The following is a 23,049-nucleotide window of genomic DNA, read 5'->3' as shown; positions in this document are numbered from 1 at the left end:
TTTCTCCAGCGGATCGCCTAATTCTGTTAATTTCTTGTATCGGTTCTCCTCATCAAAGAACCCTATCTGTCTTATTTTCATATCTCTATTTTACCACTTTTTTTCTTTTTTGTACAGGGGTTTTTAGATGTTACCTTATGTGAATTTCGGATATACCGTTCTTTCCTTCGGCGGCAGCGGAGATATGTTCGACCGTGTTTTCGGCAAGTGGATGAGATACGTTACCTGCGGTCTGGAAAAGCAGCGCAGACACACGATATACTGCGATGATACATTGAACGCTCAGATACGTGACCCTCTTACGGGTCTGCTCAATATGCGTGGCTTCAAGCGTATGATGACCGAGGAATTCAGCAGGAACAAGGGCGGTATTCTCAGGATAATTTCCGCAGACGTGGATAACCTCAACGGAATAAACAAAGCATACGGTTACAAAGAGGGCGACAGAGTCCTTCAGAAGGTGGGCGTTATACTTAATAACTGTGCCGGTGAAGGCGATATCTGTGTAAGGGTGAGCGGCGACGAATTTATTATCGCAGGCATACTTGACCCCCATGACCCTGCGGACGAGGTGCCTCTCAAGCTTGAAAGGAACCTGGAGTCCTACAACAGCTCCTGCTCGAACGAATACGGCATACATATTTTCACATCAAGGGTAACGGCTGTGTTCGACTCTCTGGAGCTTCTGGATAAGCTGCCATATGACGCCGCATATCAGCGCAATATGACAAAGGATAACCAGAACAAAAAGAGACTTCTCCACGCTCCCGTTTCGGAAGAAGAAAAATTTGACCCCGAGGAGCGCAGCTATGTTGGCAGAATGCTCAACGATAATCTGCTCAGATATCAGTTCCAGCCGATCGTTGACGCTCACACAGGCGAGATATTTGCCTACGAGGCTTTAATGCGCTCGGGCGGAGAGATGAAAATATCTCCCGTGGCAATATTGAACCACGCTTCGGCTCTTGGCAGGCTTGCAGATGTGGAGCGGCTCACACTTTCAAACACTTTTGATTTTCTCTACAATAATCCCGATAAGTTTGAAAACAAAATGCTCTTTGTTAACTGTATCCCGTCTTGTATGCTGTCCGATGAGGATTTTGACGAGCTTTATTCCAAGTATGGCAGCGTTATGAATAAGATCGTCATTGAATTTACCGAACAGACCGAAGCAAGCTCGGAGCAGCTCAAGGTGATAGTTGAACGAAGCCGCAGAATGGATTTTAAGATCGCCATTGACGATTACGGCACGGGATATTCAAACATAAGCAATCTGCTCACATTTATGCCCCATTGCGTGAAGGTAGACAGAAGCCTGATAATGAATATACAGGCGGACAAGCGCAAGCAGCATTTTACACGAAACATAATCGAGTATGCTCACGACAATAATTTCAAGGTGCTTGCCGAGGGTGTTGAGACATCAGAGGAGCTGGCGACGGTCATTTCTATGGGCGTGGATCTCATTCAGGGCTATTATACCGCAAAGCCCTCCTTTGAGCTGATAGACGCCATTGTTCCCGAGGTGTCCGAGGAGATCGTAAGGATATACAGCCGCAGCAGAAATGTGATGTGCCAGAAAACCTATTTTACAAGCGATGAAAAGGAAAGCGAGCTTAAATCTCTGGAACTTGAGGGCTACACGGATATTTTCATAAGCAGCGGCGAATACACTCTCCACGGCAGCAGCGATTATACATCGGAGCTTGCCGTTACCATCAAGGACGGCATTGAATGTACTTTAAATCTTGATAACGTCAGTCTCAGGAATGAGCGTGGGGAGCCTTGCATAAAGCTGGGAAGAGGCTGCCGGCTGACCCTTAATGTTTTAGGCGAGGTCAATATTTTAGGGTCCATACTTGTGCCCGAGACCGCCGATCTGAAGATCGTGGGCAGCGGAACTCTTTCAGTCGTTCAGAAATCAGACCGCAAATTCGCTATCGGAAACGACCTGAGCCATTCCTACGGCAATATCGGCATATATCTTGAAAACCGTCTTGACATCAAAGCGGGAGCGGAGCAATGCGTTGCCATCGGCGGCGGAGTTAACAACAGCGGTTCGGTCATTGATATACGGGTCAAGGAATTATCAATTGACGTAAGCGGCAAGCAGGTCCTCGGAATTGGCTGCTTCTTTGCTGACAGCAACGTGAATATAAACAGCTCGGTGGTTTCAGTTCGTCTCCAATGTGCTGCAGGAATTGCCATTGGCGGATACGGCAGGGGAATTAACGCTCTGATATCCGAGACCGACCTTGATATCAAGGCGGAAGGACAGAATATCTCGGGTATTTATTCCGCTTATGCCGAGGACGGAAGTATTCTGCTCTCAGGCTGTGCTATGAATATGAAATACAACGGCGAGCTGATACACGCTGTGGGATTTGAAAACGGCTTCGGAAAAATAACCGCAGAAAACAGCTCATGCGATATCAGGATAGAGGGCTGCAGCTGTTTTGCCATAGGAAGCTGTGACAAAAATGCAGAGATAGTTCTGGACAGATGCAAAGGCTCTGTTTACATTGCTTCTGAGGATCCCCATATGCTTTCTGCAGAAAAGGATAAGGTAACGATCACCGAATGTAATTTTTCCCGTTATGAGGGAGCATAATAGTTTTCAAAAAATGGCTGCCGCAGAAATTTGCGGCAGCCATTTATATATGGAAATATGAACATAAAAAGAGCCTCCGCATATGCGGAAGCTCTTTTTATGTATTAGTAAAGTGTGGAAATAAGCTTCTTCTTTTCGGCAGCGTATTCCTCGGGGGAGAGCTCGCCGCTGTCACGCCTTTCTTTAAGCTTAATAACGGCAGTCTCAAACTCTGAAAGCTCAGCTGCTTTTCCATTTGGATTTATTTTGAGCGGAGCGGGTGCAGGCTTAGGTGCAGGTGCAGGCTCCGGAACAGGAACGGGTTCTGCTTCTGTAACTGTTTCCGCAGCTATTGGCGCAGGCTGAGGAGCAGGTTCGGGAATTATCTCAGGCTCCGGTGCAGGAGCAGGTTCTTCTTTGATAACGGGAGCAGGCTTTTCAGCTTTTTTCTCGGGCTTGGGCAGGGGAACAACAGCGTCGGCAATCTCATCGAGGTCAAGAACAGGCTTCTTAGGCTTAGGCTCCGGAGCAGGCTTTACGGGAGCGGCATCGGGAATGCTGCCAAGGTCGAGCTCGGGCTTTTTGGGAGCATCTGCCTTAGGCTTGGGCTTCTGAGGATACATAGGCTTTGCATTAAATGCTTCTTCCAGATTATCCAGATCGAAAACAGGCTTTTTGGGGAGAGGCTTAATGTCTGTTTTTGCAGAATCGAAGGACTCAAGAGCCTTAAATGAATCCTCAAGCTCGTTTGTGAGCGCTTTAACGGATCTGATATCAGACACAGGCGCTGCCTTGGGCTTTGCTTCGTGTACAGGAGCAGCTTCAGCCTTAATGGGCGCAGGCGCTTCGGGAACTGGGTCGGGAAGCTTTTCAACGGTGGGCAGGGGAGGAAGAGTGCTTTTGGCTTCCTTTTCAATCTGCTCCTTCATACGGGCATTTTCAAGCTCCGCACGCTTTTTCTGATTTTCACGCTCCAAAGCAGCTTCAAACTTCTGCATATGTATCGCCTTGACTTCGTTTATCTGTTCGGCAATGGCGGTAGGGTCGTTAAGGCAGGGGATAACTATCCTCTTGCGGTGGATAACGCCCTTGACGTTTGTGTCGCACTGGATAAAAAGAGGCCAGGGTTTCTTTATTTTGTCGTTTACATAGACCTTTGTTATTTCTTCAAGCGGGCAAACAAAACGTGAATAAACAGGATCGCCTTCCTTTGTGCCTTCCTGCTCGAGGATATACGCCTGTCCGAATACGTGAGCCACCGTTATAGTAAGATATACCTCCTGCGGCTTTGCAAAGTTTGATTCCTTGAACAAAGACTCGTATGCTGCAATCTTCTTTTCGCTGTAAACACTTGACTGGCTGCTCATATTCATTACTCCATTCTGAAAAAATTGTAGGAACTGCAAATTTTTTTGGCTGAAAATGCCTTGACTTTATGAATGCAGTATTATCAATATAAATTATAACATATTTTGCCTATGCTGTCAAATGGTTTTTAAAAATTAAATTACAAAATGGTTACAGCTTTTTGTGAGGTTTGCACAAAACTAAACAGCTTATATATTGCTTTAGAGTTATAATCGACAATCAGACCAGCTTTCCGTCCTTAATGGTAACAATTCTGTCGGCTTCTGCTGCCACGGAGCTGTCGTGGGTGATAAGGATAAGGGTCTGGTTATATTTCTTTATGGTGCTCTTGAGAAGAGAAAGAATTTCCTTTCCCGAAGCGGAGTCCAGATTTCCCGTAGGCTCGTCCGCAAGAATGACCGAGGGCTTGGTTATCATTGCTCTTGCAATTGCCACACGCTGCTGCTGACCGCCCGAAAGCTGATGGGGATAATGACCCAGTCTGTCGGAAATGCCCATAGTTTCTGCCAGCTCGTTCAGATAATCATTGTCGGGCTTTTTTCCGTCAAGAGACAGAGGGATTATTATATTTTCCTTTGCCGTCATAACAGGCAGGAGATTGAAAAACTGGAAAACAAAGCCCACCTTTCTGCGGCGGTACTCTGCAAGAGCTTCGCCTTTAAGAGAGAAAACGTCTTCGCCGTCCACAGTCAGCTTTCCCGAAGTGGGGGAGTCCATTGCACCTAAGAGATGAAGCAGGGTGGATTTTCCGCTTCCGCTCTGTCCCACTACAGCAACAAATTCGCCTTTTTTCACCTCAAGGCTAACATCGTTCAGCGCATTTACCGCTGTTTCTCCGCTGCCGTAGGTCTTTACAAGATTTTCTGCTTTGAGTATGATATCATCTGCCATAAAAATGCTCCTCCCGGGTAATTTAACTTTATTATAACATAGTATCAAATAAAATGCAATAGTACGGCAACAAAAAAGAACGCAGGAAATTACTCCTGCGTTCAATAAAAATTTACTTTTCGTTCTTGTCGCAGTAGGCAATTCCGAGACCTACGGTGGCTATGTAGCATCTGCCGTAAACATTCATATCGCCCGAAACAAATTCTCCGTTGCCTATTCCGCCGAACTGATGAAGGTCGTCATTTATTCTTACCCAGCTCTCGCCGTTGTCCTCGCTCATATAAAATCCCTTGACTGCGCCTTCCTCCTTAGGGATTCCGCTTACATAGATAACGTATGGGCCGCCGTCATTTTTAGGCTTTCCGAGGCCTACAGCGTCGCAGAATTTAAGTCCCGGAACAAGTGAGAAATTCTCGCCGTGGTCGGTGGAAACCAGAAGTCCGCTGCCGCCGCCGGGAACGTAGAAAGTTCCCTCGATACCGGGTGCTATGGCAAGGCGCTTGTATTTTGATGATGTGTCGTATTTTTTCTTAAAGCTCTTGCCGCTGTCAGAGCTTACATAAACCGTACCATTGCTGCTGCCGTAAACATAGTCCTTGTTTACGGGGTCACCGATAAGATAAACGCCCTGGTTTCCTGCAATACCTTCAACCTTTTCCCAGGTGCTTCCCCAGTCCTCGGTGCGGTATGCAAAGAGTGAGTTGGAGGGACTCCAGATAAGTGCGGAGCCGTCGGCTGTAAGTGCGACCTTGCCCTTATAAAGCACCTTTCCGGGGTCGGGAGAATTGGTGATATCGCTCCAGGTCTTGCCGCCGTCGGTGGTGTATGTGAGCAGCATATTGGACTCGTCTCCGCCGACCTTTGCCCATATATCATTATTGAGTGCGGCAACTGCAATGCTTGTGCAGGAGCCTATCTGCTTTGAATGGCGTTCTGCAGATGTGAAGATATCCTCGTGGATAAAGCCGTCAAAGTCGCCGATGGCGGTGATAAGGGGATAATCTGCATAGGAAACTATATCCTCGGGAACAACTTCCTCAATGCCGTTTGCTTCAAAATAGAACTCGGGAGCATCGTCCCAGATATTGTCACAGGCGAATATGCCGTTGCCCGAGTTTACAAGTATCCTGTCGGAATTTCCGCTGTCCATTGCAAGGGAACTGCACCAATGGATAGCCGCATTGGATATCCAGTCCATTCCGTTTGTGGACATTGTGTATTTGCCGTCCAGGTCTTCCCAGGTCTTGCCGCCGTCGGTGGTGCGGAAGAATTTGTCTCCAAATGCACCGTTGGGCTGCTCTTTCCATACTTCCGAGGTTACGAGGACCATATTGTCATCGTTTTTGGGGTCGATAACTATATCACCCACCGTCCAGCTTACGACCTGTATCTCCTCGGCGGTGCCATTGTCGGGGCTGTACTTGTAAAGTGTGCCCTGAACGGAATTCCAGGGGCCTTCCTTGTTGCCGTAGGAAACGAAAAGCTCACCTTTGGAGTTAAGGTCAAAACGCTGGGGCATATATCTCTGAGAAGCTTCTTCCGAACCGGGGAGAACGCTCCAGCTTTCGCCCGAGTCATCTGAATAGTAGATATTTTCAGCCTTTGACTGGGAAACACCCACATATATCCTTGATCTTTCCTTGTCAAAGAGAATGATGTTTATGCCGTTTTCGTTGGCGGTGGCGTTTACGGGGAAGGACTCCACCTTCTGCCAGGTCTCGCCTGCGTCAAGGCTGCGTATCATTCCGCCTGTTCTGCCGCCGCAGTAGATAATGTCGCTGTTATTCGGGTCAACTGCGATCCTTTCGCCGTTTCCTCTGCCCATACCGTTTCCGTGTACCTTGATAAGGTCGGAAACATCTACTTGTTTGAAATGCTCGCCGTAATCGTGGGACACCAGGATACAGGTCTTGGCATTGCTGAAATATGATGTGCCGGCGGCAAGATATACATTAGCCGCATTATTCGGGTCTACCGCAATTCCGTCAATGCCCAGAAGTCCTTTGTCGTCCTCGGAAATGTCGTAGTTCAGGGCTATCCACTTCTGCGCCTCGTTATCCCATCTGTAGGCTCCGCCTACGTCCGTTCTTGCATAGAAAAGACCCGCTTCGCAGGTGCTTACTATTCCCGTCACAAATCCGCCGCCGCCGATAGCTACCTGACCGTATGACCAGTCGGGATTTTCATAGACTTCTGCAAGCTGTTCTGTCTGTGCCTGCTCGGTCGGAGCTGTTTCAGAGCCGTCTGTCGGAGCATCGGTCTTGCCGCAGCCGGCGAGTATTGAAAAACTCATTGCCGCAGCGGTGAGAAGTCCTGCGGCTTTCATATAAGAACGCATTTGATTCATCCTTTCGTTTAAGCTGAAATGAAGTTTTACGCTTTTGCATATTATACCATAATGTTTCACAAATGTCAATCGTTTACACATACTAAAAAATATCTGTTTTTTATAAACCTCGACTGTAATAAAATCTTTTGGCACAGAATATATTGTGGGGAGGACAAATCGTAATATGCCGAGGAAGTTCGGCTGAGAAAGGATGGTTCATATGAATTTAAAAGTCAACAAAGAGTCTGTGAGAGCCTGCGAAAAAATATGCAGCAGTACGCAGGAGCAGTCTATAGAGCTTGACTATGTTCTTCCCGATTATTACCCCGAGATCTTCAGAATAATCAAGTGCTGCGCCGAGCCTGAGATAACCGCCTGTGCCGTTAACGGCGACAGGGTAAATTACGAGCTTACCGTGTGTCTCAGAGTGGTCTACTGCTCCGAGGGCAGCACGTCCCCCGAGGCGGTGGAGCAGAAGCTTGTCTACAGCCGTACCGTAAATCTTGACCGTCCTGCCGAACAGGCTTCGGTTTATATCACAGCCTTTCCCGACCATATAAACTGTCGGGCGGTGAACAGGCGGAGGATAGACGTGAGAGGCGCTGTTACGGTGAATATATGCGTGATGGGGGAGACAGTCACCGAGGCGGTGTGCGAGGCTTTCGGGGAAAATATCCAGCTGCGTAAGAAATGCTGTATGTGTCCCGCACAGGTGATAAAGGCGCAGAAAAGGACTGTGGTATCGGACGATTTTACCCTGTCGGAAACCGCTCCTCCCATTGGCACCATACTCAGAGCCTCGGCAGAGATAGTTTCTGCCGACAAGAAAATAATTGCAGGAAAGGCGGCGGCAAAAGGCGAGCTGAAAATTTCCGCAGTCTACACCTCTCACGGGGAGGACAGCGAAGACCCCGTAACGTCAATGCAGTTTTCCCTGCCTTTTTCACAGCTTGTGGAGCTTGAGGGACTTGACGACGATTTCCTGTGCTTTATAAATTCATCTGTTATCTCCTGCACATTAACGCCCCGTTCCGAGGGAGACGGAAATTCGAGACAGCTTGAATGTGAGGTGCTGCTCCTCATTGACTGCTACGCTGTGAAAATGGCGGAGTATGAGCTTGCCTGCGATGAATATTCCACTTCCTATGCTTCATCACATACCGCTGTGCAGGTGAGATGCGAAAAGGCTCCCGCTCCTCTTGACAGCAGCTTTTCGGTAAGGGGAATTTGCGAAAACAAGGACAGCCCCATTTCTTCGGTTTATGATGTTTGGTGCAGTTCCTCGGGACTGAGACTTTCCGTAAGCGAGGGAAAGCTTATCGCCGCAGGAAATGTTACATTAACGGTAATGGGTCAGACGGAAAGCGGAGATTTTGTTATCTGCGAGACAGATGTCCCCGTTGAAGAGGAAATATCCCCTGATATGCGTGACATAAGCCCCGATGCGGATATACGTGTGACCTTCCCCGTTACCTCCTGCACATATACTTTGACCGCCGACAATACCGCCGAGGTCAAGGCGGAGATAGCCGTAAGAGGCTGGCTCACCGACCATATCCTTACCGAGGCCATAACCGACATATCCGTTGACGAGACCGTTCCGAGAGAGCAGAGCGGAGACTATGCCCTGCGGCTGTATTTTGCCGAAAGCGGCGAGGAGCTTTGGAACGTTGCCAAGCGGTACGGCGCTTCAATGCTTCGTATAATCGAGGAAAACGAGCTTGACGGGGACGTTGTTAAGGAAGCGAAAATGCTCCTTATTCCCGTAGCATAATACAGAAAGGAACTTGCCGTTATGGTTAAAAATGACATTTACACCGATATCGCCAAGCGCACGGACGGCGATATCTACATAGGAATAGTAGGCCCTGTCCGCACAGGAAAATCCACCTTTATCAAGCGTTTTATGGAACAGCTTGTTATCCCAAATATCGAAAGCGATTTCAGGCGGGAGCGGGCTGTTGACGAATTGCCCCAGTCTGCGGCAGGCAAGACCATTATGACCACCGAGCCGAAATTTATCCCCGAGGAGGCTGTGGAGATAGTCGTGGGGGAAAATGCACGGTTTAACGTCCGCCTTATCGACTGTGTTGGATATATCGTTCCCAGCTCGATCGGATACATTGAGAATGAAGCGCCCAGAATGGTGATGACCCCCTGGTTTTCCGAGGAAGTGCCTTTCAATATGGCAGCTGAGGTGGGCACACGAAAGGTAATTACCGAGCACAGCACCATCGGTCTTGTGATTACCACCGACGGCAGCATTTCGGATATCCCCCGAAGCGAATATGAGGAGTCCGAGCAGAGGGTAATAGGGGAGCTTAAAGCCATAAACAAGCCATTTGTGGTGCTCCTTAACTGCACCGACCCCAAAAGCGGCAAGGCTGTTCAGATGAGTGCAGAGCTGGAAGAGAAATACGGCACTCCCGTTATCCCCGTAAACTGCCTGGAGCTGAGCGGCGATGATATCGACAACATTTTAAGGCAGGTGCTTTTCAGCTTCCCCGTCAAGGAGATAAACATCTCGATGCCCAGGTGGATAACAGGTCTGGGCAAGGGACACTGGCTGAGAACGGAGATATTCGACTCGGTGCGTGAGGCTGCAAAGGACGTAAAGACCGTAAGAGACGCTCAGAATGTGGTAAAACGCCTGCGTGACTGCGAGGACATAACCTATTCGGATATCCGTACCATTGACCTTGGAAAGGGCAGCGCAGATATCTCCGTTACCCTTAAAAGCGAGCTTTTCTACCGTATCCTCGGTGAAACAACGGGCATTGAGATAAACAGCGAAAGCGATCTTCTTCCTCTGCTCAAAAATCTTACGGATATCAGAAAGAAGTACGAGAAGATAGAGAATGCTCTCAAGGAAGTGGAGGCAACGGGCTATGGCATTGTTATGCCTACCATTGACGAGCTTACCCTTGAAGAGCCCGAGATAGTCCGTCAGGGCGGAAAATACGGCGTTAAGCTCAAGGCTTCCGCTCCCTCTATCCATATGATGAAAGCGGACATCATCACAGAGGTAAGCCCCATAGTGGGCAGCGAAAAGCAGTCCGAGGAGCTTGTAATGTATCTTCTCCGTGATTTTGAGGAAAATCCCGGAAAGATATGGGAGTCCAACATCTTCGGCAAATCCCTTCACGAGCTGGTTAATGAGGGGCTTCACAACAAGCTTTACCGTATGCCTGTGGACGCACGTCTCAAGCTTCAGGAGACCCTTGAACGGATAATTAACGAGGGCTGCGGAGGGCTTATCTGCTTTATTCTGTGATTATTTTTGGAGACCGTTTTGTATGAGCGGTCTCCTTTTTGTATGTCAAAATGGATTTTTTTGCGAAAAATCTTGCAATTTTGCCTCGGGTGTGGTAAAATAATTCTATAATGTAATTCATTGTAATTCGGAGGAGTTCAACGTGGCTGATAAAAATGAAAATATGTATAAAAAGAAAAATGCCGTAAGCAGGGACAACCGTCCCGAATTTCCCAAAAGAGCCGTTATCACAGGCGGTATGCCCTACGGCAACAAAACGCTTCACTTCGGACACGTGGGCGGAGTGTTCGTTTTTGCTGACGTGTACGCTCGTTTTTTAAGAGACAGGATAGGCAAGGATAACGTTATATTCGTTTCGGGCACCGACTGCTACGGCTCTCCCATTGCAGAGGGCTACAGAAAGGCAAGCGAGCAGGGCTTTGAGGGTACTATACGTGACTACGTTCAGCGAAATCACGACGCTCAGAAAAAAACTCTCGAGGATTATGACATCAGCCTTGACCTTTTCGGCGCTTCGGGACTGGGTGAGACCGCAGAGTGGCACAACAAGGTCTCCGACGCATTTATAAGAAAGCTTTACGAGATGGGTCATCTCAAGAAGATATCCACCGCTCAGTTTTACGATGAAAAGGCAGAGATGTTTTTGAACGGCAGACAGGTAGTGGGCAAATGTCCCGTTCAGGGCTGCCAGTCGGAAAAGGGCTATGCGGACGAGTGCGACCTGGGTCATCAGTACAATCCCGTTAATCTTATCGACCCCAAGAGCACCATTACCGGGGAAACTCCCGTTATGAGAGACGTTGTGAACTGGTATTTCAAACTGCCCGACTACAACTCCCTCCTCAAGGAAATGGTTGCGGATATGGAAAAGCAGGACAATGTCCGTCCCGTTGTTACAAAGACAATCAAGGAATTCCTTGAGACTCCCGTTATCTATATAATGAACGACTTTATGGACGTTTACAAGGAGCTTGCTCCCCAAATGGCTGAGCATCAGCTTATCGAGGAGCCGAAAAAGACCTCCTTCACCATTGCCTTCAAGGAGCTTTCCGAGCGTGACGAGGCTTGCAGACTTTTAAACGAGCGTCACGTCCGTTTCAGAGAGGGAAAGACTCTTGTTCCTTTCAGACTTACGGGTAATATCGAGTGGGGCGTTCCCGCACCCGAGCTTGAGGACGAAAAGGGACTTACCGTATGGGTATGGCCCGAGTCATTGTGGGCGCCTATCTCATTCACTATAGCTTACCTTGCTTCAAAGGGCAGGGACACCGAGGAATGGAGAAAATTCTGGTGCGACCCCGAAGCAAAGGTATATCAGTTCATCGGACAGGATAACATCTATTTCTACGGCATTGCCGAGCCTGCAATGTGGATGGCTTTCCAGAATGAGGAGCTTGACAAAATGTCTCCTTCCGAAACGGGCGAGCATCTTACAATGCCCGTTCTTGTGGCAAATCACCACATTCTTTTCCTTGACAAAAAGGCTTCCTCAAGCGGCTCCGTAAAGCCTCCTATGGCGGCAGAGCTTCTTGACTACTACACCGCCGAGCAGCTGAGAATGCATTGGCTGGGTCTTGGTCTTGGAATGAGAAGTGTAAGCTTCCAGCCTAAGCCATTAAATCCCGCTGCAAAGGAAGAGGACAGCGATCCCGTTACAAAGGAAGGCTTCCTGCTTTCAAACGTGTTCAACCGTGTTATCCGCACCTGCTTCTACGATGTGCAGAAGTATTATGACAGCGTAATGCCCCTTGGCAGCGTTTCCGAGGACATTATGGCAGAGTCTGAGAAGGCTGTTCTCGAGTATGAGAGATTTATGTACAAGACCGAGTTCCACCAGGTGACATACGTGCTTGACTCCTACATCAGAAAGGCAAGCAAGTATATGGCAAAGGCAAAGAATGAGGCTGACAAGTCCGATGATGACAGCGCACGCAGACAGTACCTTATCGACACCTTCCATATGATAAAGACTGCCGCTGTGCTGCTCCACCCCCTTGCTCCCCGTGGCACGGAGATGATAAGGGATTATATGAACCTTGACGAAAGTCTCTGGAGCTGGGACAACATTTTCAGCACACTTTCGGAGATACTCGGCACGGACGGTCACAAGCTCAAATTCTTAGAGCCAAAGGTGGATTTCTTTAAGAGACACCCTTCACAGTTCAAGTCCGAATAAAGTTTTCAGTACGGCGGAACATTGCTTCGCTCACAGCGAATCATTGTTCCGCCGTATTTTGTTAGCTTTTGCCAAAAATTGATGAGTATGGCTTCATTAAATATACATTAAAAAATGGTAAAGCCATTGCAATTCTTTCATAAATGTGATAAAATAAAAATTGATATGTAAAGCTCAGGGGCTTTTTCATAAATTTTTATGTCTTGAAAGGACGGGGTATATTTTATGTGGAGCATTTCAATGCTTAAAGAAAACGCTAAAAGAATGCTCAGCGGCTATTATTGGGTCGCTCTGGGTGCTTCTCTTATCGTTATGATACTTACGGGGGGGCTGCTTTCCCAGTACAAATCCGAAAGCGTAGATATGAACGAGGTCATGGAGGATTATATGAAAAGCTCGGGCAGCAGCTTCAGCTCTGATTATGACTTCGGAACAGATGATGATATTGAAGATTTTATCAACGAGTACGGCAGCGCAGAAGCAGATGCGGAAGATGAAATGACCGAGGAATTCGAGAAGATTTTCGGTGATGCCTTTGGTGATATCAGCAGCGCTGATGTCGATACTGTGGTCTCAACTATTATGGGAACGGTAATTGTTATCGTTCTGCTGTCCATACTGTTTTCATTCCTTTACAGCCTGCTTTTTGCAAATCCTCTTACTGTAGGTCACAACCGCTTTTATCTTGACGCAAGAATGGGCAATGCTCAGGTCGGCAACATTTTCAGCCAGTTCGGCAGCGGAAAATACGGCAACACGATCAAAACAATGTTTCTCTACGACCTGAAGATCTGGCTCTGGGGACTGCTGGGAATTATTCCCTTTATCTTCTTTGGTGTTTCAATGGTAAATACTTTTTCAAATTCGGGCGATCTGGATCCAGCCTCGTTTGATGATATGATGTCTGTAAGTATGCAGATACTGGGCAGCTTCCTGCTTGCAATGCTGGGCTACTGCGTGTTTATGATACCTCAGCTTATCAAGAGACTGTCTTACGCCCTTGTTCCCTACATCTTAGCCGAAAATCCTCAGATGCCTCAGAAGAGAGCTTTTGAGATAAGCGTTCAGACTATGAAGGGCGAAAAGGCTCATTATTTCGGACTGCAGCTGTCCTTTATCGGCTGGTATTTCCTTGCAGCTCTCGCAGGCTCTACTATCGGCGGCTTTGTTGGTGTTTCCCTCGGAAGCATTATTACAATGGCAGGACTTGTATTCCTCTATCCTTATGTTTACGCTACATATGCAGAGTTCTACTGCTGCATGAGAGAAAAGGCTATGGCTACGGGCATTGCTACCTCCGACGAGCTTTGCGGCGTATTCGGCAGGGCTGCGCAGGGCGTTCCCTTCCCCGAGCAGGATTCGGCAAACTCTATGCCCTATCAGCGTGTGGATAACAGCGCAGGTACAAGCGGCAGCTATCCCGCATATCCTCAGAACAATGGTCAGAACAATTCTCAGCCTACCGTTCCTCCTTATGGCGGAACGGAGGAGATAAGCACCATTCCTACCGAAGAGCAGAGCACTTCGGACAGCAGGATCTCTCTTGAGAAAAAAGACTCGTCAGACGATGATTACACGGGTCCCGAAATAAAGTAAATTGCTTCCGCCCCGATGAGATGTTCTCGTCGGGGCGGGTATTTTTGTGTTGTGATTAAATTTATTCCCCGAGTATCCTCAAAAAGTGGTCAGCCTCTCTGAGAACGTGGTCGGCAAGCAGCGGAAGGATAAGGGAGCGGATCTGACAGCTTTCAATGCCCTTTGTGCCTGCGGTCTTGAAGTCTCTGAATTTAAGCGTCTCGGCTCTCGACTGTGCGGCAAGAGCCATATCCTGCGCATTATTACAGCTTTGCAGGAGAGCGGCATAGTCCTTTGCAAAGCCGTCGGCAGACTTTATAAGCTCTGTTTCGGAGGGGTCAAGCAGTCCTCGGATAAACATTGCGTGCTCCATCATAATTTGGTTCCAGAAACATTCCACTTCCTTCATTGACTGCACGCCAACCGTTCCGCTTTCCTCTAAATTACGGAGGTATTGCCTGTAAAGCTTTGCCTCCCTGATGATATGCTCAATAAGCAGGGGATAGTTCATCGTGAACATCCGACAGCTTTTTACCTGTTCAAGGGTTTCCTCTTTCAGCGAGATAAGCCCGTTAAGAAGCCGCAGGGCTATTATGTTAAGGCTCTTGACACGTATGTAGAGATCGGGTCTGATAATCGGGCTGCAGCAGGTGAGCATTAGCTCTCTGTCGGTTATGCTGCTGTCAATGGGGATACCCGTAAGCTTTTCCGTCTGACGCTCGGCGGCTTTGGTAAACTCGGTCACTATCTCCCCCGAAGCAAGGACATTTTCCCCGATGATACCGTCGGCAAGGGACACCGCTTTGTGTAACAGACGTTCAAATTCGTTTTTGTAATGCTCCGCCCTTGCCCCGAAGTCTGAATTAACGGGTGTGTAGCCTGCTTCAAGGAACAGGGAATGCTCCTTCATTATGCGCCCGAAAAACAGGTGCAGCTCTAAGGATTTGGTAATGTAATCGCTTGTATGCATAGCTTCCTCCTATAAAAAAAGTCATACTGATATTATATTCGGAGAAACGCTGATTGTTGTCGGGAAAGCCTGATTTTTTAAAATAAAGGGTATTGACAAAGCTTCATTCGGGTGATATAATAAGAAATGCCGACAGTTCATTAGTACCTTCCTGTCGTTAAACAAAACCGGGACATCTGAATTTAAACAGATATGCGGACAGGTACATTTCCTGCCCGCTTTTTATTTTGAAAGGAAATCTAAGATGTATATTCTTAAAACCGAAGCCGCCTTTGACTCTGCTCATTTTCTCTACGGATATGAGGGCAAGTGCCGCAATATCCACGGTCACCGCTGGAAAATAGAAGCGGAAATTTGCGCCGAGGAGCTTATAAGCGAGGGTCAGACCCGTGGAATGATAGTGGATTTCGGGGACTTCAAAAGGGATTTAAAGGAAATTGCCGACAGCTTCGACCACCGTCTTATCTATGAGAGCGGAACGCTGAAAGCCGCCACCGAGCAGGCGCTTGCCGACGAGGGTTTTGCGGTCATAAAGGTGGATTTTCGTCCTACGGCTGAAAATTTTTCTAAGCACATTTTCGGGCTTCTTAAAGATAAGGGCTACTCCGTAAAAAGGGTGACGGTTTATGAAACTCCGTCAAACTGTGCGGTTTACGAGGAGGGGTGAGCTGTGGTTTTTAAGGTTGCCGAGAAATTTGTGAGCATAAACGGCGAGGGAACAAAGGCAGGACAGCCTGCGGTGTTCATTCGTCTTGCAGGCTGCAACCTCCGCTGCTCCTACTGCGATACGATGTGGGCAAACAGCTTTGACGCTCCTCACGAGAAAATGACAGAGGAGGAAATTGCCGGATATGTCCGCAGTACGGGCATAAAAAACGTTACTCTTACAGGGGGTGAGCCGCTTCTGGCGGATAATGTTCAGACTTTGCTTGACGCTCTTTCGGAAACGGGAGCGGAGGTGGAGATAGAGACTAACGGCAGTACGGATATTTCCGTCTGCGACAGTATTTCTCCCCGTCCCACCGTCACAATGGACTATAAGCTCCCTTCAAGCGGAATGGAAAGTCATATGCTCCTGTCAAATTTTTCTCTGCTTCAAAGCACAGATACGGTGAAATTCGTTGCAGGCAGCGATGATGACCTTGAGCGTGCATTGGAGATAATAAAACACTACGATATTACAAACAGGTGCAGGGTATTTTTCAGCCCCGTTTTCGGGAAGATAGAGCCTGCAAAGATAGTTGACTTTATTCTGAAAAATAAGCTGAACGGTGTGAATTTCCAGCTGCAGCTTCACAAATTCATATGGGACCCCGACAAAAGGGGAGTATAATGAGGACTGATAAATATGAAAAAAATTGACACACAGGCTATAGAAGAGCATATCAGAGGTATTCTTACCGCTCTGGGCGATGACCCCGACAGAGAGGGGCTTAAAGAGACACCTCACAGGGTGGCGATGATGTATGCCGAGGTTTTCGATGGAATGAACTACTCCAACGAGGAAATTGCGGAGATGTTCAACAAGTCCTTTGAGGAGGAGAGCGGCTCCGAGGACTTCGTGCTTGTAAAGGATATCGAGACCTTTTCCTACTGCGAGCATCATATTGCCCTTATGTACGATATGAAAATTTCCGTTGCGTACATACCGAGAGGACGTGTTCTCGGGCTTTCAAAAATCGCCCGCATTGCGGATATGGCTTGCCGCCGCCTGCAGCTCCAGGAGCGTATCGGAGCGGACATTGCGGAGATAATGGAAATGGCAAGCGGCAGCCCCGATGTGGCTGTTATGATAGAAGCGTGCCACAGCTGTATGACTGCAAGGGGAATAAAAAAGCCCTCCGCAAAGACCTCCACAATGACCCTGAGAGGGCGTTTCAAGGACGATGTGGCTTTGCAGAACAGGCTTATGTTACAGATGAATATGGGATAGAATTTTTGAATATACCAATACAAAAAACGCTTTTGACAATTCAGCCAAAAGCGTTTTTTTATATGTGGTATGATTTAAGTTACTGAGCAGCCTCAACAGTAGTGATATCGCTGCCGAACCACTTTGTGGATATCTCGCCAAGCTTGCCGTCAGCCTTCATCTCGCAGAGAATTTTCTGTACCTCGTCACGGAGAGCCTGATCCTCCTTGCGGAAGCCGATAGCGTATTCCTCTTCCTCAAGACCGTCGGGGAGTACTTTGTAATCCTTGCCTGCGGAGGTTATCTGATAATTTGCAACGACGCTGTCAAGGAAAACTGCGTCAACAAGACCCAGCTCAAGCTGCTGGAGAGCTTCAACATTTGTTGCCATAGCGGTCACGGTAACGGGAGTTTCCGATGTGCAAAGCTCGGAAGCCTCAAGTATCTCCTGAGCGGAGGAGCCGTTCTGAACGGCAATGTTCTTGCCTGTCAGATCGCTCATAGAAGCTACCTCGGAGGAAGCGGGAACAACGAATACCATTGCATTCTTCATATAGGGGTCGGAAAGATTCATCTGCTCGGCTCTGGAGGGGTTTATGCTCATACCGTTCCAGATACAGTCAATTCTGCCAACAGCCAGATCCTGTTCCTTTGTGTCCCAGTCGATAGGCTCCTTAACAAGCTCAACGCCCATTCTTGCACATACTTCTTCAGCAACGTCAATATCAAAGCCTACGATCTCGTCGTTTTCGTTTGTGTAGCCCATAGGTTCAAATGTAGCGTCAAGACCGAGGATAAGCTTGCCGCTGTCCTTGACCTTCTGCAGGGAGTCATCGGTACCTTCGGCAGCGCTTTCACCGACTGTCTCGGCGCCTTCTGCGGGAGCCGCAGTATCCTCGGGAGCAGTCTGCTCGGAAGCTCCGCCGCAAGCTGCAAATGTCATAGCCATAGCGGCAGCTGCTGCAGCCGCCATAAATCTTATTTTTTTCATACTCTCTTCTCCTTAAATATCATTCGGGCATTGCCCCACGCTTTAATATACCACAGTCGGAAGATTTTGTAAAGCGAATGTAATGCTTTTCGGAAATTTGTCTATATTTCACGATTTGAAAGGGGATAATATGGTGTTTTCAACAAAAAGGAACCGACTGCCGGTTCTGACGGTCGGTTCCTTTTGTATTAGTTCTGAGTTGTTTTCGCTTTATTCGATTTGACAATTGAGTTGTTCATCAATAGAATTGTAAGATATTCTTACCTCTATTCCGTCAGCATTTGTTGCTCTTAGCTGTGTGCTTCTTTCAAAAGAAATGTCGGTAAATCCTTTTTCCTTTACTGCTTCGGCATAAGCTGCATAATCTTCGTTCGAAACACCGTAAGCGGAGAAAGAAAAATAATCCTCCCTATCACTGCGTACAGTTACAGCAGGGGCTTCGAGCTTCGGAAGAAGGCGGCATAACTCGTTGTCTGACCACTGGTGCAGATCACTGCCGCCTTGTGATGCTTCACTATAGGTTTGTGAGCTGAAATCATAATACAATGTGTAACCCTTGCCGTTCTTGCCCACAAAGGCAATGGACACCATATCAGGCTCCATAATTTCATATTGTGCAATATTTTCGACATAAGTATACGTACCGTTGATGCAGCAGGGGGAATCGGAAACGGTTTCCCCCGGGTCGGCGCATTTTCTGTTGTATCCGAGAATGTAAATATCCGCTATTTCTTCATCTGTCCAATCACGCTTTTCTTTCAGTTCATCAAAAACCGACAGCTGTTCGGGGGTAATATCAGCTTTCTGTCGGAATTTCATTTCAACATCGAGAATGGTATATTTGCTGTTATTTGTGTAATTAAATGAAACGATCCGATCTCCGTCGAGAATGCTTTCGGTAACGTTCCAGTCAATATCCTCTATTTTTATAGCGTCTTTGGCGGAAAATGTACTGTCAAACACAGAGCCTTCATTGCCGCTGCAGCCTGTCAGACCGAACAGCATTGTTATGGATAAGCATAATGCTGTAACTGTTTTTTTCATATTGATTTCCTCCCATTATTCATTACTAAAGCTCTCGCAGAATATCCGTATAGCTTCCGAAATAAAACGAACAAGCTCTCTTTCAGCATCATCAAGCTGTTCGCCAAACCCGCTGCGTTCAAATGCGTCAGCCAGATCATTAAGCAGTTTAAGCCGGGTATCGGGCGTGATAGCAGCGATATTCTCATAAAATTGGTAAAGCTTTCGCACCTCATTTCGGACCTCTTCGGAACCGGGGGCATAGTTTTTCCGTTCGAGATCTTCAATGCTTTTCAAAGCGTTTTTTATCAGCCTGTCGGCAGGATTATCGGCACATACGATACAATAATTTCTTACAGCGGAAAATAAATATTCCGAAAAGCCCTTTCCGAACAGCCCGTCAAATTCCTCCGAAAGCTCGGTTTCGGGAGACAGAAAGAGATTACATATTGAAAAAAATATTATGGACTCGGATAACGCTTTTGAAGCAATATGGTGTAACCCTTCCACGTTATCCTGAACCGTTTTATCCACGTAAGGGATCCCCTGACCGAAGCTTTCGGAAATTTTTTCTATGCATCCGAATAATGCGTCATAGTCCTCCTCGGCAAGTATCTCTGTAAAGCTGTCGAACCCATTGTCAGCGGAAACTGCGCATATTGTGCCAAGCATTGAAAATAACATATCATAGGACATAGCTTTTGTAAACGGCAGACTTGACCTAACATTTAATGGTGTCAGTCCCAGCTTATCCGATACTTTGGCAACTGCAATAGCTGCTTCTATTTTTTCTTTTTTTCTTTCCAGTACATCTATCTGTGATGTAACGGCATTACGGCTGTCATTGTCGGTAAGGATGGCTTTTATCTGTTCTTTATTGTATCCCAGGTCACGATAAAAACGTATCTTACATAACCGTTCAATTGTTTTGTCATCATAAAGAAGATGACCGTATTTATTTTTCGTGTTGGGTTTTGGTGATATCTCGTCTTTCTCGTATTCCTGAATGATACGTCTTGACATACCAACGATCTCCACGACCTCGCTGAGTGGTTTCCCGGTCATAATTCTGCACCTCCTGTGATTTAAGCTTAAAGCTGCACGGACCGTGCTGTCAATAGGTATATATAAATTTTATGTTTTGTACAATTTTGCTTGCTTCTAATTGGGCGAGTTGTCGGTTTGCAGTAAATCAAACTGTGCTCAAAAAATTCCGGCCCAAAAAATGATGTTTTGACAGTCATAACGTTTAATAATTCCTTAATATTCTCAAACGTTTAAGGTGCAATATCTCATAACATTTCGCCAAATGTTTTGTATACGTTTACATACTAAACGTTTGAAAAATCCTGAAGTGTCATCATTTTACCGATTTATCATAAACTAATTATTAAATTTTCTAAACCCCTTGCCAAAACTATATAAAAATGCTATAATGTTACTTGAAATGTATATGCATTATACATAAAATAAAGTCAAAAAAATAAAAGGAGTGTTTATCCTATGAATTACGGACATTTTGACCTTGAGAACAAGGAATACGTGATCACCCGTCCCGATACCCCTATGCCTTGGGCAAACTATCTGGGCGACCCCGAGTACGGCGCTATCATCTCCAACAACGCAGGCGGCTACAGCTTCGTTAAGTCAGGCGCAAACGGAAGAATTATCCGTTACCGCTTCAATTCTGTTGCTATGGATCAGCCCGGCCGTTACATTTATCTGAAGGACGGCGAAACAGGGGACTACTGGTCTGCTTCCTGGTCTCCCGTCTGCAAGCCCCTTGACGAGTATAAGAGCGAGTGCCGCCACGGTACAGCTTACACCGTTATCACTTCCGAGTACAAGAAGATCAAGACAGAGACTACATATTACGTTCCCAGAAACGCTCTTTATGAGGTATGGGCTGCTAAGATCACCAACACCGACTCCAAGCCCAGAAAGCTTTCCGTAACAGGCTACTGCGAATTTGTTAACGATAACAATTACGAGCAGGATCAGGTAAACCTCCAGTATACACTGTTCATCACACGCACCTATTTCAAGGGCAATTTCATTCTCCAGAAGCAGAATGAGGTGTTCAAGAACCCCGATAACGAGCGCTTCCTCGGCGTTGCAAAGGCTGACGTTACCGCATACTGCGGCGACAGAGACGCATTTGTCGGCTCATACAGAAGCTATGCTAATCCCAAGGGCATTGAAGAAGGCCTTAACGGTCAGCTCAACTACAACACCAACTCCTGCGGCGCACTCCAGAGCGATATCGTTCTCCAGCCCGGCGAGACTAAGGAGATCATCTACATTCTCGGTCAGAGACCCGAGGCTGTTGCTGCCGAGATAATTGAGAAGTATCAGAAGGACGGCGTTGTTGAGGCTGAAATCGCCGAGCTGAAGGAATTCTGGCACTCCAAGCTGGGCAACTTCCAGGTAGATACTCCCGATGCTGACTTCAACAATATGATAAACGTTTGGAACGCATATAACTGCTTCATCACCTTTATCTGGTCCAGAGCGGCTTCCTTCCAGTACTGCGGTCTTAGAAACGGCTACGGCTACAGAGATACCGTTCAGGATATCCAGGGTATTATCCACCTTGCTCCCGAAATGGCAAAGAAGCAGATCGAATTTATGCTTTCCGCACAGGTAACAAACGGTGCAGGTCTGCCTCTTGTTAAGTACACTCACAAGGCAGGACAGGAAAATCACCCCGACGAGAACGATCCCAACACAGCATATGCAAAGGAGACAGGACATCCCTCCTACCGTGCAGATGACGCTCTCTGGCTCTTCCCAACAATTTACAAGTACATCTCCGAGAGCGGCGATGTTGCATTCCTCGATGAAGAAATTCTCTATGCTAACGACGGCGAAAAGGGTACTGTTTATGACCATCTCAAGAGAGCTATTATGTTCTCTATGAATAACCTCGGAAACCACGGTATGCCTGCAGGTCTCCACGCTGACTGGAACGACTGTCTCCGCCTCGGCAAAAAGGGCGAGTCCACATTCGTTGCATTCCAGCTTGTTTATGCTATCAAGATTCTCAGAGGCTATGCTGAACTCAAGAACGACACCGAATATGTGAAGTATCTCGATGAAGTAAAGGCTAAGCTTGACGATATCCTCAGCGCTTGCTGGAACGAGGACAGATGGATCAGAGGCTACAAAGAGGACGGCACAGTTATCGGTCAGAGGACCGATCCCGAGGCAAATATGTGGCTCAATCCTCAGTCCTGGTCTGTTATCTCCGGTTTTGCAAGCAAGGAGCAGGCTGAAAAGGCTATGGACAGCGTTGAGGGAGAGCTTAACACTCCCTACGGCGCAATGGTTATGTATCCTCCCTATGTTGACCACGGCTTTGACGGCGCACTTATGCAGTGCTTTAACAAGTGCACAAAGGAAAATGCAGGTATATTCTCTCAGCCTCAGGGCTGGCTGATACTTGCCGAGTCCCTTATGGGTCACGGCAACCGTGCATACAAGTACTGGAAGGAAGCAGCTCCCGCAACCTACAACGACAATGCAGAGCACCGCTGCCTCGAGCCTTACGTTTACGGACAGTTTGTTGAGGGCAAGGACAGCCCCTATGCAGGACGTGCACACGTTCATTGGCTCACAGGTACAGCTTCCACCGTTATGGTAGGAACAGTTGAGGGTATCCTCGGTATGAGACCTGACGCTGCAGGACTCAAGGTTGATCCCTCCATTCCTTCCGAGTGGGGCAGCTACACCATCACCAAGACCTTCAGAGGCAAGAAGCTGAATATGTCCTTCAACAACCCCGATCACGTTGAGAGCGGAGTTAAGGAGATCATCCTCAACGGTGAGAAGCTTCCCTCTAACCACATTCCTGCTGACAAGCTGAAGGATGTTAACGAGGTTATCGTAACTCTGGGCAAGTAAAAGTAAAACACATATAATTATAAAAAATTCCGTCCTCGTATGAGGGC

Annotated in this window: 16 protein-coding genes; 9 read left to right on the top strand and 7 right to left on the bottom strand. The window is 47.4% G+C overall.

Annotated elements, in window-relative coordinates; translation table 11 throughout:
- Window positions 1–127 precede the first annotated feature (127 nt).
- Window positions 128–2,611: an EAL domain-containing protein gene (locus ACR0QN_RS08050; RefSeq protein WP_432650688.1), complete on the top strand. Its 2,484-nt coding sequence runs from the start codon at window positions 128–130 to the stop codon at window positions 2,609–2,611.
- Window positions 2,612–2,715: 104 nt separating this feature from the next.
- Here ACR0QN_RS08050 and ACR0QN_RS08045 read toward each other — a convergent pair whose 3' ends face one another.
- The 3 genes from ACR0QN_RS08045 to ACR0QN_RS08035 form a co-directional block, all read right to left on the bottom strand.
- Entirely contained in the window at window positions 2,716–3,957 is a 1,242-nt protein-coding gene (locus ACR0QN_RS08045) for an SHOCT domain-containing protein (protein WP_432650687.1), read from the bottom strand.
- Window positions 3,958–4,177: 220 nt separating this feature from the next.
- Entirely contained in the window at window positions 4,178–4,849 is a 672-nt protein-coding gene (locus tag ACR0QN_RS08040; protein WP_432650686.1) for an ABC transporter ATP-binding protein, read from the bottom strand.
- A 112-nt stretch (window positions 4,850–4,961) separates the two neighbouring features.
- On the bottom strand, window positions 4,962–7,187 hold the full coding sequence (locus ACR0QN_RS08035) for a WD40/YVTN/BNR-like repeat-containing protein (RefSeq protein ID WP_432650685.1): 2,226 nt from the start codon (window positions 7,185–7,187) through the stop codon (window positions 4,962–4,964).
- Window positions 7,188–7,398: 211 nt separating this feature from the next.
- On the opposite strand from ACR0QN_RS08035, the gene ACR0QN_RS08030 reads away from it, so the two are divergent.
- The 4 genes from ACR0QN_RS08030 to ACR0QN_RS08015 all read left to right on the top strand — a co-directional run bounded on the left by ACR0QN_RS08030 (window position 7,399) and on the right by ACR0QN_RS08015 (window position 14,224).
- Window positions 7,399–8,952, top strand: coding sequence for an SPOCS domain-containing protein (locus ACR0QN_RS08030; RefSeq protein WP_432650684.1), 1,554 nt, complete (start codon window positions 7,399–7,401; stop codon window positions 8,950–8,952).
- A gap of 21 nt (window positions 8,953–8,973) precedes the next feature.
- Entirely contained in the window at window positions 8,974–10,452 is a 1,479-nt protein-coding gene (gene spoIVA / locus ACR0QN_RS08025; RefSeq protein WP_432650683.1) for a stage IV sporulation protein A, read from the top strand.
- 163 nt (window positions 10,453–10,615) lie between these two features.
- Window positions 10,616–12,628, top strand: a complete 2,013-nt coding sequence (locus ACR0QN_RS08020) for a methionine--tRNA ligase (RefSeq protein ID WP_432650689.1) — start codon at window positions 10,616–10,618, stop codon at window positions 12,626–12,628.
- Window positions 12,629–12,853: 225 nt separating this feature from the next.
- Complete coding sequence (locus tag ACR0QN_RS08015) at window positions 12,854–14,224, top strand: DUF975 family protein (RefSeq protein ID WP_432650682.1); 1,371 nt, start codon at window positions 12,854–12,856, stop codon at window positions 14,222–14,224.
- Window positions 14,225–14,285: 61 nt separating this feature from the next.
- Here the strand turns inward: ACR0QN_RS08015 and ACR0QN_RS08010 are convergent, their stop codons facing one another.
- The gene (locus ACR0QN_RS08010) at window positions 14,286–15,173 is read right to left on the bottom strand and encodes a DUF2935 domain-containing protein (RefSeq protein WP_432650681.1); all 888 of its coding nucleotides are present in this window, start codon (window positions 15,171–15,173) and stop codon (window positions 14,286–14,288) included.
- A 244-nt stretch (window positions 15,174–15,417) separates the two neighbouring features.
- Here ACR0QN_RS08010 and queD point away from each other — a divergent pair, with 244 nt between their 5' ends.
- From queD to folE, 3 genes are read left to right on the top strand one after another with little or no spacing between them, the layout of a single operon-like run.
- A complete protein-coding gene (gene queD, locus ACR0QN_RS08005; RefSeq protein ID WP_432650680.1) occupies window positions 15,418–15,840 on the top strand; it encodes a 6-carboxytetrahydropterin synthase QueD in 423 nt (140 codons plus the stop codon).
- Between the two features lie 3 nt (window positions 15,841–15,843).
- A complete protein-coding gene (gene queE, locus ACR0QN_RS08000) occupies window positions 15,844–16,506 on the top strand; it encodes a putative 7-carboxy-7-deazaguanine synthase QueE (RefSeq protein ID WP_432650679.1) in 663 nt (220 codons plus the stop codon).
- 15 nt (window positions 16,507–16,521) lie between these two features.
- The gene (gene folE, locus ACR0QN_RS07995; protein ID WP_432650678.1) at window positions 16,522–17,106 is read left to right on the top strand and encodes a GTP cyclohydrolase I FolE; all 585 of its coding nucleotides are present in this window, start codon (window positions 16,522–16,524) and stop codon (window positions 17,104–17,106) included.
- A 79-nt stretch (window positions 17,107–17,185) separates the two neighbouring features.
- On the opposite strand, the gene ACR0QN_RS07990 is transcribed toward folE, so the two are convergent.
- The 3 genes from ACR0QN_RS07990 to ACR0QN_RS07980 form a co-directional block, all read right to left on the bottom strand.
- Window positions 17,186–18,076: an amino acid ABC transporter substrate-binding protein gene (locus ACR0QN_RS07990; protein ID WP_432650677.1), complete on the bottom strand. Its 891-nt coding sequence runs from the start codon at window positions 18,074–18,076 to the stop codon at window positions 17,186–17,188.
- Between the two features lie 210 nt (window positions 18,077–18,286).
- Window positions 18,287–19,120, bottom strand: coding sequence for a DUF6591 domain-containing protein (locus ACR0QN_RS07985; protein WP_432650676.1), 834 nt, complete (start codon window positions 19,118–19,120; stop codon window positions 18,287–18,289).
- Window positions 19,121–19,135: 15 nt separating this feature from the next.
- Window positions 19,136–20,164: a MerR family transcriptional regulator gene (locus tag ACR0QN_RS07980; RefSeq protein WP_432650675.1), complete on the bottom strand. Its 1,029-nt coding sequence runs from the start codon at window positions 20,162–20,164 to the stop codon at window positions 19,136–19,138.
- Between the two features lie 438 nt (window positions 20,165–20,602).
- Here ACR0QN_RS07980 and ACR0QN_RS07975 point away from each other — a divergent pair, with 438 nt between their 5' ends.
- Window positions 20,603–23,002 (top strand): GH36-type glycosyl hydrolase domain-containing protein, encoded by a 2,400-nt coding sequence (locus ACR0QN_RS07975; RefSeq protein ID WP_432650674.1) that lies wholly within the window; start codon window positions 20,603–20,605, stop codon window positions 23,000–23,002.
- Window positions 23,003–23,049: the final 47 nt, after the last annotated feature.

The sequence above is a fragment of the Huintestinicola sp. genome (assembly GCF_050874005.1).
Lineage (GTDB): Bacteria > Bacillota > Clostridia > Oscillospirales > Ruminococcaceae > Huintestinicola.
The sequence above is the reverse complement of the archived record's forward strand: the minus strand, read 5'-3'. Positions and strand labels throughout refer to the sequence as shown.